The sequence below is a fragment of the Pseudomonas sp. CM25 genome, from assembly GCF_013179705.1.
Taxonomy (GTDB): domain Bacteria; phylum Pseudomonadota; class Gammaproteobacteria; order Pseudomonadales; family Pseudomonadaceae; genus Aquipseudomonas.
Genome location: NZ_JABMCW010000248.1, coordinates 1 through 8,369, shown reverse-complemented (window position 1 = coordinate 8,369; position 8,369 = coordinate 1). Strand labels below are relative to the sequence as shown.

The following is an 8,369-nucleotide window of genomic DNA, read 5'->3' as shown; positions in this document are numbered from 1 at the left end:
CCGACGCGGATGGTCTTGCGGCACGGCGAGCTGCGGGCGAAGTCACAGAAGTTCAGCACCAGGGTGCCGTAGATTGCCAGCCACAGCGCGCCGCCGGCGAAGATGTTGCGCCACATATCAACGCCGGTCAGTGGTGCGGCCACCGACCAGGCGATATGCGCGTCAGCCTTGATGTACATGAACACCGCCAGGGAGGCGACCGTCATCAGGATTACCGGGCCGGCGAAAGCCTCGTAGCGGCGCACCATCTCCATGCCGTAGGCCAGGATCCCCAGCTGCACCAGCCAGATCGCAACGAAGCAAACCCAGCCCAGGCTCGACAGGCCGAGAATGCTGTCATGATCGTAGGCGGCCAGTTGCGGCCACACGGCCGTCAGCAACACGCGCAGCACCACTGACGCCAGGTAGGTCTGGATACCGAACCAGGCAATGGCAATGACCGCGCGGATCAGCGCCGGGATCTGCGCGCCGTGGATGCCGAAGGCGATGCGGCTGATGACCGGGAACGGCACGCCGGTCTTCTGCCCCATGTAGCCCGACAGGTTCATGAAGAAGTACACCAGCGCCGCACCAATGCCCAGCGACAGTAGAATCTGCCAGCCACCCAGGCCGAGGGCGAACAAGCCCATGGCGAACGAATAGTTGGCGATGTTGTGCACATCGTTTGTCCACAAAGCGAAGATGCTGTAGCGCCCCCAGCGCCTGCCTTCGATGCGCGTCGGGGCAAGGTCGCGGTTATGCAGGCGCGGGCTCAGGGCAAGTTCCGGCGGGTTGCCGGCGAGGGTGGAAGCGGGGTGGGTGCTGGCGACGGATAGTTCAGGGGCAAGGTCGAGGCTGTTGCTCATTCCGGCGGGCTCCTGATGCACGTGACTGCGATGAGCGGGCATGCGCACGGGCTCGCCATCTCGTCGGTGCAGCGTTGGCATCACAGGGTTCTGGGCGCGGCGGCCGCTGTTGGGGCGGCGTCGCGAGTTCTTGTGTATTTATGTTTTGGTCGGTTTGTATACAAAACACGAACACACAAAAGCCAGTTCCATGCCAAGGGAAAAGCACACTTCAGGTGGCCATCATTTTGAATCTATCTAGTTGAAAGATAAGTTGATGAAATAACGAAGTTATAAGTTGACCAAATGAACAGGTTTAAATTTCAAGAGGCATAATTAGTTGATCATTTGGTCAAAATTAGTTGTGAGTACGGTGTAACGTATTGGGGCGTTACCTAAAAAGTGCACACAAAAATGGCACATAAGGTGACATTCTTGTGTACAAAAAATAGGCAGCTTTTCCAGTGCGGGCCTTTTCGGGGCACCGCTGACATCAATTCATTGGCGGTAACCGCCGCTTGACCGGGCTCTTCTTGACGATCGCGGTATTGGTATCGGCCAGTACATTGATACGGTCGAGCAAGGTGTCCAGCTGCTCCATCGAGCGCACGTGCAGCCGGGCGATGAAGCAGTCCTCGCCGGTAACCTTGTCGCATTCGGTGAACTCGGGGATGGCAATGATCTGCCGCTCCACCTCGTGCAACTGCCCCGGCAAAGGGCGAATGCGCACGATCGCCTGCAACTGGTAACCAAACGCGTGCGGGTCCACCTCCACGGTGTAGCCGCGCAGCACGCCGCGCTCTTCCAGGCGGCGCAGGCGCTCGCTGACGCTGGGCGCGGACAACCCGCTGACCTGGCCCAAGGCTTTGAGCGAGCGGCGCGAGTCCTCCATCAACGCATTGATCAGGGTCTGGTCGATGTCATCCGTCATTTTCGCCTCGTTAGGTAAACCATGTAATTTGCCTTGATAGTAAAGGTCAGCTTTCTAATTTGCCTTGGTTTTCCGCTGGAAGGCCCGCCAGTAACCTTCGCATACTGTTGCCATCGTCAATGGGAGGTGTGGGATGGACAGTTCGTTGCGCCGTGGTTCGCTGGAAATGGTCGCTGCCATGCTGATTTCGGGGACCATAGGCTGGTTCGTGCTGGTATCGGGTCAGCCGGTGCTGGACGTAGTGTTCTGGCGTTGTGTGTTCGGCGCGGTGACGTTGCTGGTGATTTGCGCTGCGTTCGGTTTTCTGCGGCCAGGTGTGATCAGCCGCACGGTGTTCCTGTTGGCAATTGTCAGTGGCATGGCCATCGTCGGTAACTGGCTGCTGTTGTTTGCCTCGTACTCGCGAGCGTCCATCGCTATCGGCACGGCGGTGTACAACGTGCAGCCGTTCATACTGGTAGGCCTGGCGGCGCTGTTTCTAGGCGAGAAGATCACCTTGGCCAAGCTCACCTGGCTGAGCGTGGCGTTCCTCGGCATGCTGGCCATCGTCAGCGCCCATGGCACGGGGCAGGGGGGCGGCGAGGACTACCTGCTGGGCATCGCACTGGCCTTGGGGGCGGCGTTCCTGTACGCAATTGCGGCGTTGATCATCAAGCGCCTCAGTGGCACACCCCCGCATCTGATCGCCTTGATCCAGGTGACTACAGGCGTGCTGTTGCTGGCGCCGTGGGTCAAGCTCGGCGGGCTGCCGGTTGAAGTGCCGGCGCTGACCAGCCTGCTGACCCTGGGCATGGTGCACACCGGCTTGATGTATGTGCTGTTGTACAGCGCGATCCAGCGCCTGCCCACGGCGTTGACCGGCGCGCTGTCGTTCATCTACCCGATTGCGGCGATTCTGGTCGACTGGGTGGCGTTCGGGCATCGCCTGGCGCCGCTGCAGTGGCTGGGGGTGGGGTTGATCCTGCTGGCCGCGGCGGGGATGCAGCAGGGCTGGTGGTTCAGGCCCAAGGTGTTAGTGGTCAAGGGCCATTGAGGCCGCTTCGCGCCCTATCGCCGGCAAGCCAGCTCCTACAGTTATTGCGCAAGCCTCACGCGTAGTGCTGTGCTGTGGGAGCTGGCTTGCCGGCGATAGGGCGCAAAGCGCCCTCAGGGGGTAGAATGCCGCTTTTTGCCAGCCTGCGACCCACCATGACCTCGCCCATCCAGACTCTGGAGCAACATCTGCTCGCCGCCCTCGACCCTGCCCCGCAGGAAACCCGCCGCCTGTTCCACGGCCGCGGCCGCTGCTGGCCGGGCCTTGAGCAGGTCACCGTCGACTGGCTGCAAGGGGTGTTGTCGGTCGCGCTGTTCCGCGAGCCGCCCGAAGGCCAGCTGGCCGAACTGGAAGCCATGCTGCGCAGCCTGGCCGAGCAACCACTGTGGTCTGGTCAAGCCATCATCATCCAGCACCGCTACCTGCCCGACAGCCCGGGCCAGTGGCTGCTGGGCGAGCCATGCCAGCAACGCGAGGTGGTCGAGGACGGCCTGACCTACCTGCTGGACCTGGGCGTGCGGCAGAACAACGGCCTGTTCCTCGACATGCGTCATGGCCGGCGCTGGGTGCGCGAGCAGGCTGCAGGCAAGCGCGTGCTGAACCTGTTCGCCTACACCTGTGGCTTCTCGGTGGTAGCGATTGCCGGTGGCGCCGAGCAGGTGGTGAACCTGGACATGGCCAAGTCGGCCCTGGCTCGTGGACGGGACAACCATCGGCTCAATGGTCACGATGCCTCGCGGGTGGCGTACTTGGGGCACGAGCTGTTCAAGTCATGGGGCAAGGTGCGCAAGTATGGGCCGTATGACCTGATCATCATCGACCCGCCGACGTTCCAGCGCGGCAGTTTCGTGCTGACTCAGGACTACGCGAAGATTCTGCGGCGCTTGCCAGAGCTGCTGAACGAGGGTGGGACAGTGCTGGCGTGCGTGAACGACCCGGGGATCGGGCCGGAATTCCTGATAGAGGGGATGGCGGAGCAGGCGCCGACACTGGCATTTGTCGAGCGCCTGGAAAACCCGCCGGAATTTCCGGATGTGGACCCGGCGGGGGGGCTCAAAGCCTTGGTATTCCGTCAGATCTGATATTGCCTGCACCGGCCCTGTCGCCGGCAAGCCAGCTCCCACAGGGACTGCACAGTATGCAAGACCTGTGCAGTACTTGTGGGAGCTGGCTTGCCGGCGATAGTGCCGACTTGCCTGCATCAATTACTGATTATTGGTGTAGATCTGGTCAAACACCCCACCATCGTTGAAGTGGGTCTTCTGCACGGTGCGCCAGTCACCAAAGGTCTTCTCCACCGACAGGAAATCGACTTTCGGGAAACGGTCGGTGTACTTGGCCAGTACCGTCGCGTCGCGCGGGCGCAGGTAGTTGTTGGCGGCGATTTCCTGGGCCTCTGGCGACCACAGGTACTTCAGGTATTCCTCGGCTACGGCCTGGGTGCCTTTCTTCGCCACCACCTTGTCGACCACACTCACCGGCGGCTCGGCTTCGGCCGACACGCTCGGGTAGACCACTTCGAACTGGTCGCGGCCAAACTCGCGGGCGATCATCTCGGCTTCGTTCTCGAAGGTCACCAGCACGTCACCAATCTGGTTGGTCATGAAGGTGGTGGTGGCCGCACGGCCGCCGGTGTCCAGCACGGGTGCCTGCTTGAACAGCTTGCCGACAAATTCCTTGGCCTTGTTCTCGTCACCGCCTTGCTTGAGCACATAGCCCCAGGCCGACAGGTAGGTGTAGCGGCCGTTACCCGAGGTCTTCGGGTTGGGCACGATCACCTGCACACCGTCCTTGAGCAGGTCGGGCCAGTCCTTCAGCGCCTTGGGGTTGCCCTTGCGCACGATGAACACGGTGGCCGAGGTGAATGGCGCGCTGTTGTTCGGCAGGCGGGTCACCCAGTTGTCCGGCACCAGCTTGCCGTTGTCGGCCAGAGCATTGATGTCGGTGGCCATGTTCATGGTGATGACATCGGCCGGCAGACCATCGATCACCGCACGCGCCTGCTTGCTAGAGCCGCCGAAGGACATCTGCAGGTTGACCTTCTCGTTGTGCTCGGCTTCCCAGTGCTTCTGGAAGGCCGGGTTGTAGTCCTTGTAGAAGTCGCGCATCACGTCGTAGGAAACGTTCAGCAGGGTCGGGGCGGCCTGGGCGATGTTGCCCAGCGCCAGGCCTGCGGCGAGCAGCGAGGCGGTGAAGAGTTTTTTCACGTTGCGTCCTTGTTCTTGAAGGTTTTTGGGGCAGGTTGCCAGCGACTATAGCGGGTGGGTTTGCGCGGATTAAAGAACAAAAATGACTTTGGTTATTCCGCTGCCTATACCGGCCCCATCGCCGGCAAGCCAGCTCCCACAGGTACTGCACAAGGCTTGATAGCTGTAGTGCACTTGTGGGAGCTGGCTTGCCGGCGATAGGGCCAGATCAGGCAACATCACTGTTTGGGAAACAACCCATTCCCGCACCGGGAACAGAACGCCGCCCCATGCTCATGGGTTTTCTTGTGGCAGGTCGGGCAATCATGCTGCAACTGCTCGCCGCGCATTGCATTGGCCAGCTCTGCGGTGAAGATCCCGGTCGGCACGGCAATAATCGAATAACCGGTAATCATCACCAGTGACGACAGCACCTGCCCGAGTGGCGTTTTCGGCACGATGTCGCCAAAGCCTACCGTCGTCAGGGTAACGATGGCCCAGTAGATCCCTTTGGGGATGCTGGTGAAGCCATGCTCCGGCCCCTCGATCACATACATCAAGGTGCCGAACACCGTCACCAGGGTCGATACGCTGACCAGGAACACGATGATCTTCTGCTTGCTGCCGCGCAGCGCCTCCATCAGGTAGTTGGCCTGCTTGAGGTACGGGCTGAGCTTTAGTACGCGGAAGATCCGCAGCATCCGGATCACCCGGATAATCAGCAGGTACTGGGCGTCGCTGTAGTACAGCGCGATGACCCCCGGCACGATCGCCAGCAGGTCGACCAAGCCGTAGAAGCTGAAGGCGTAACGCAATGGCTTGGGCGAGCAGTACAGGCGGGTGATGTACTCGGCCAGGAAGATCGCGGTAAAGCCCCACTCGATGGCGGCCAGCAGGCCGGCGTAGCCTTGGTGAACCTCGTCGATGCTGTCGAGGATTACCGTGACCAGGCTGGCCAGGATGATCAGCAGGAGGATCTTGTCGAAGCGCCGGCCGGCTACGGTGTCGGTCTGGAAGACGATGACGTAGAGGCGTTCGCGCAAAGATTGCGAGGACATGAGGTACCTGATACTTGACGTTGATGATCAACACTAAGGTGCGCGGGTGAGATGCACAAGCCGGCGCAGAGCTAGGGAACTGTTAGAAATGCCAGTTTTCCGCTGCAAGGGCAGCGGCCATCATTGAGCCTCAGTCTGCTTGAAAATGGAGCGAACAGAATGTCTGGATTACCTGCTTCACCCCCGTGCGCCGGCGAAACCCTTCTGCTGCAGGATGATGGCCTCGGTAGTACCGTCGCCGATCAGCGCGTTCGTCGTGAGGAGTGGTCTTTTCCACCCTATGGGCAGCTTCCCAAGCAGCGGGCCGGCGGCGGGCTGCGGTTTGTCGGGCAGTGGTTTGATCCCGCCGTGCAGGGATATCTGATGGGCAACGGGCACAGGGTGTATCGCCCGGCAATCATGCGGTTCCTGAGCTCCGACAGCCTAAGCCCCTTTGGTGCGGGCGGAGTCAACGCCTACGCATACTGCTCTGGCGATCCCGTAAATTTTCACGATCCTTCGGGACGTGGCAGAACGCTTCTTACCAAGCGGTTGAATAAATTCAATCTACCGAAGGAACCCCTTCGCGATTTTCTTAGACCACTGATTGATATAGAAAATTTTGGTAAGAAAAGGACGGTATACAAACTTAAAGGCGAACAATTTGAAAGGTATGAGTTCATGGGGTTTGGGACTAAGATCAAGGGGGAAAAGCTCTCCAGAACTAGGGTATTTGACTCCTTCTTGAGCGACGAGGTTTTTTATCGGCGTGACGATTTGTTTATTCCGGCAAGCAAAGCTCCTCCAAGCACAGTCGAAGGCCTTCTGAACGCTGGTTTTAGAAAATTCAAGTTTAACGTCGATACTCTTCTCGAGGCCATATCGCCTAAAGTGGGGAAAGCCCGAGCCGTCGGAATTGCCGATCTCAGCCTGAATGTCCAGAGCAACGACTATGGTGATGATCTTTCCGTTCTAATGCAGCGCACTAGAAGTACATCATCGAACTAAGTGGCCTTCACATGCGTTGGGTCAAGTCTTGATGCGATCTGCCTGGTTTCATTTGAACCAGGACGGCGCCCATGACCCAGCTGGCGACGACGAATGGAGCAGTCAGCAGCGGCAGGTCGAGGTTGGACGCAGTTCGTTGAATAACGATCGCCATGACGATCGCCAGCAGTGTCACCCACGGCCGCTCTCCTTGCCGACTGAATGCCAGTGCCGCCAGCGCGGCGTTGAAGCCATAAAGTCCAAGCCATGCCGCCTGGAAATCGCCGGCTAGCCAAGCTACGCCGGCGCCTAGCAATGAGCCAATTATCGCCCAGGTGGCGGCATAGGGATTAGCCAGGTACAAACCGCCGGCGATCAGCAGCCCTGCCATGGGCTGGTCCAGTAGGAAGATCTGGCCCACGCCGCGAAATACGGCAAATAGAGGGGCTGCGTCGACCGACGCCGAGGTGCCGGGGTCGGCCAGCAGCAGCGTGGCCCAGCCCAACAGCACGAACGGCGCGGTATAGGCGATCAACAGCTTGCCACCGCGCTTGCGCCACTGGTGGGTAATGATGCTGGACAGGCCACCCGCAGCGATGATCAGCGGCGGCAGAATGACCGACCAGGGCAGCACGGCGCAGATCAGGATGCCGATCAGCACGCCGTTGTAGCAGTACAGCCCGGCCTGGCGGTCGGCGCGGTCGTAGCCGCGGGCCTGGGCAGTCAGCAGGCCGGCCAGGGCGCCGAGCAGGGCGCCGCCGACCAGGCTGGGCGCGGTGAGCAGGATGGCCAGCAGGCAGCACAGGCCGCACAGGGGGCTGCGCAGCAGCAGTACCTGGCTGAAGCCGTTGAGCATAGCCGTGGCCCAGTCGGGGCACGGGTTGACGGAATTTTTACTGTACATGGGGCAGTCAGTGAGGTGGGTGGAGGGCGGTGGGCCTCTTTGGGCCTCAGGTTTTCCGCAGGTGTGCTTTATGTGTTGGGGGAGGGCTGCGCCCTCCATTCGCCGGCAAGCCAGCTCCCACAGGGGGCGCAAAGCGCCCCCTGCAATCTCAGATCAAGGTCTCGATCCGCAGGGTGTTAGTCGACCCCGGCTTGCCGAAAGGCACACCGGCAGTGATCAGCAGCGTGTCGCCACGGGTTGCCATACCCTGCGCCTGGGCAATTTCCAGCGCAGTTGAAACCACCTCGTCAACCTGACGCAGGCGGTCGTTGACCACCGAGTGCACACCCCAGGCCACGCTCAGGCGGCGCGCGGTGTTCAGGTTCGGCGTCAGGTTGAGGATCGGTGCCCGTGGTCGCTCGCGCGCAGTACGCAGGGTAGAGGCGCCCGACTCGCTGTAGTTGACCAGCACCGCCACCGGCAGGATG

The 8,369-nt window shown here is 60.7% G+C and carries 9 protein-coding genes; 3 read left to right on the top strand and 6 right to left on the bottom strand.

Features of this window, described 5'->3' with window-relative positions; all coding sequences use genetic code 11:
- Together HP546_RS21690 and HP546_RS21685 are read right to left on the bottom strand one after the other, a co-directional pair.
- Window positions 1-845, bottom strand: an 845-nt coding sequence (locus HP546_RS21690) for a cytosine permease (protein ID WP_172229296.1), incomplete at its 3' end; no start/stop codon positions are given.
- A gap of 472 nt (window positions 846-1,317) precedes the next feature.
- Entirely contained in the window at window positions 1,318-1,755 is a 438-nt protein-coding gene (locus HP546_RS21685) for an Lrp/AsnC family transcriptional regulator (protein WP_172229294.1), read from the bottom strand.
- Between the two features lie 133 nt (window positions 1,756-1,888).
- On the opposite strand from HP546_RS21685, the gene HP546_RS21680 reads away from it, so the two are divergent.
- Together HP546_RS21680 and HP546_RS21675 are read left to right on the top strand one after the other, a co-directional pair.
- Window positions 1,889-2,788: a DMT family transporter gene (locus HP546_RS21680; RefSeq protein ID WP_172229292.1), complete on the top strand. Its 900-nt coding sequence runs from the start codon at window positions 1,889-1,891 to the stop codon at window positions 2,786-2,788.
- 155 nt (window positions 2,789-2,943) lie between these two features.
- Entirely contained in the window at window positions 2,944-3,870 is a 927-nt protein-coding gene (locus HP546_RS21675) for a class I SAM-dependent methyltransferase (protein ID WP_372242451.1), read from the top strand.
- Between the two features lie 123 nt (window positions 3,871-3,993).
- Here the strand turns inward: HP546_RS21675 and HP546_RS21670 are convergent, their stop codons facing one another.
- Window positions 3,994-4,995, bottom strand: coding sequence for a sulfate ABC transporter substrate-binding protein (locus HP546_RS21670; RefSeq protein ID WP_172229288.1), 1,002 nt, complete (start codon window positions 4,993-4,995; stop codon window positions 3,994-3,996).
- Window positions 4,996-5,213: 218 nt separating this feature from the next.
- On the bottom strand, window positions 5,214-6,032 hold the full coding sequence (locus tag HP546_RS21665; RefSeq protein ID WP_172229286.1) for an ion transporter: 819 nt from the start codon (window positions 6,030-6,032) through the stop codon (window positions 5,214-5,216).
- A gap of 159 nt (window positions 6,033-6,191) precedes the next feature.
- Here HP546_RS21665 and HP546_RS21660 point away from each other — a divergent pair, with 159 nt between their 5' ends.
- The gene (locus HP546_RS21660; protein ID WP_172229284.1) at window positions 6,192-7,019 is read left to right on the top strand and encodes an RHS repeat-associated core domain-containing protein; all 828 of its coding nucleotides are present in this window, start codon (window positions 6,192-6,194) and stop codon (window positions 7,017-7,019) included.
- A gap of 7 nt (window positions 7,020-7,026) precedes the next feature.
- Here the strand turns inward: HP546_RS21660 and HP546_RS21655 are convergent, their stop codons facing one another.
- Both HP546_RS21655 and HP546_RS21650 read right to left on the bottom strand, forming a co-directional pair.
- A complete protein-coding gene (locus tag HP546_RS21655; RefSeq protein ID WP_172229282.1) occupies window positions 7,027-7,902 on the bottom strand; it encodes an urea transporter in 876 nt (291 codons plus the stop codon).
- A gap of 148 nt (window positions 7,903-8,050) precedes the next feature.
- On the bottom strand, window positions 8,051-8,369 hold a 319-nt coding region (locus HP546_RS21650; protein ID WP_306125415.1), incomplete at its 5' end, for a pyruvate kinase alpha/beta domain-containing protein.

Bases quoted from the DNA above. Each gene is read 5' to 3' on its own strand.
- HP546_RS21685 (WP_172229294.1), bottom strand. From the start codon at position 1,755: ATGACGGATGACATCGACCAGACCCTGATCAATGCGTTGATGGAGGAC.
- HP546_RS21680 (WP_172229292.1), top strand. From the start codon at position 1,889: ATGGACAGTTCGTTGCGCCGTGGTTCGCTGGAAATGGTCGCTGCCATG.
- HP546_RS21675 (WP_372242451.1), top strand. From the start codon at position 2,944: ATGACCTCGCCCATCCAGACTCTGGAGCAACATCTGCTCGCCGCCCTC.
- HP546_RS21665 (WP_172229286.1), bottom strand. From the start codon at position 6,032: ATGTCCTCGCAATCTTTGCGCGAACGCCTCTACGTCATCGTCTTCCAG.
- HP546_RS21660 (WP_172229284.1), top strand. From the start codon at position 6,192: ATGTCTGGATTACCTGCTTCACCCCCGTGCGCCGGCGAAACCCTTCTG.
- HP546_RS21655 (WP_172229282.1), bottom strand. From the start codon at position 7,902: ATGTACAGTAAAAATTCCGTCAACCCGTGCCCCGACTGGGCCACGGCT.